Origin of the sequence: Candidatus Megaera venefica, from assembly GCF_034554655.1 — a bacterium.
GTDB lineage: Bacteria > Pseudomonadota > Alphaproteobacteria > Rickettsiales > Rickettsiaceae > Megaera_A > Megaera_A venefica.
Window position 1 is genome coordinate 1 of record NZ_JARJFB010000256.1, and the last position, 1,242, is coordinate 1,242.

Consider the following 1,242-nt stretch of genomic DNA (forward strand, 5'->3'; position numbering starts at 1 on the left):
CTTCAGACACATCAAGATCTTGCTGCAAATATTCATAACCACAAAAATATTGCCAATAAATATTTTCCTTTAGCTCTTCCTCCGTAAACGAATCAGAACCGTTGTACATAGCTTGAAGCATTGATAGTGCTAGCATTACTCTATGATCTTTCTTATTTCTACCAAATTGCTTGATTTCAATGTTAGGCAATGCTCTGGCTTCAAGTTCAGACCAATTTACTAAATCCCTTAGTTTATATAACTTGTTTTTAGGATTTAGTTTTGTAGATAATTTCTCTTCAAATAACCTTTCTTGTTTTTGGAGAAAAGTAATATTTTCTATAGGCATAATTTTAAAATCCGTAAGCTTTATGCGGTAATTATACCATTTTCTTATGGATTTTGTAAGCTGTTTATGACATGAAACCCCTTGTTAATTCAGGCGGGGAGAGTTTTGACGGAGGGACGAGCTAAGGTTCATAGAACAAGAACACAGGGATCTCAATGAGATCATAGACGACCCAAGCTCCATAAACAAATTCTCTGAATTCACCATACAAAAACTAAAAAAAAGAAAACTATTTCTAAAGGATAAAATCAAACTCTTACAGTCTATGCTATATCCAGATATAATTGCTTAATCACTCTTTTTTGTTGCTAAAGCCGCAGCTTGGGATGGGTCTACGCTTAAAACTTCCTGTGCTTTAGAATTGTCTTTTGTCTCTAGTCCTTTAACATTTTCGAGCCTAGCTTGATTTAGCACAACACTATCTACGAACGATCTAGAAAAATCCAAATTACTCAGTTTAGTAGAACTCAAATTTGTGTGATTAAGTTTTGCACCCAAAAAGCCAGTGCCTTGAATATCTGAGCCACTAAGATCAGTATTCGTTAAGTCTGAATAGCTTAAATCTACATCAATAAATAAACAACTTTTAAGCTTGGCATCTTTCAGTTTAGCCCCTCTCAATATAGTGTTTTTAAAAACAATTTGTACAGAATTAATACCAGATAAGTCAAGAAACGCCATGTTCATATTTGAAAGATCTTTGCGTGCTATCAATTCATTAACGTTTGTAATTGCTTCTGAGGTACTTATTCTCTCAAACCCCTTATTATTAAACAATATGTTACGAGTAAATGGAGAGTTTATAATTACCATTGCTACACTATTAATTCCTCTCAGTTGAGAATTATACACTGGCGAATTATCAAATGTCACAGATTGAAAATCACAATTTATCATTGCAATCTGTTCCATCT

General features: G+C 33.3%; 3 protein-coding genes. 1 reads left to right on the top strand and 2 read right to left on the bottom strand.

Annotated features, from left to right (window positions below; genetic code table 11):
* On the bottom strand, positions 1-328 hold a 328-nt coding region (locus Megvenef_RS09540; RefSeq protein WP_322776028.1), incomplete at its 3' end, for a transposase.
* 130 nt (positions 329-458) lie between these two features.
* Here Megvenef_RS09540 and Megvenef_RS09545 point away from each other — a divergent pair.
* Positions 459-620, top strand: coding sequence for a DUF465 domain-containing protein (locus tag Megvenef_RS09545; protein ID WP_322777679.1), 162 nt, complete (start codon positions 459-461; stop codon positions 618-620).
* Here the strand turns inward: Megvenef_RS09545 and Megvenef_RS09550 are convergent.
* Positions 617-1,242, bottom strand: a 626-nt coding sequence (locus Megvenef_RS09550) for a pentapeptide repeat-containing protein (RefSeq protein WP_322777678.1), incomplete at its 5' end; no start/stop codon positions are given. The genes Megvenef_RS09545 and Megvenef_RS09550 overlap by 4 nt on opposite strands.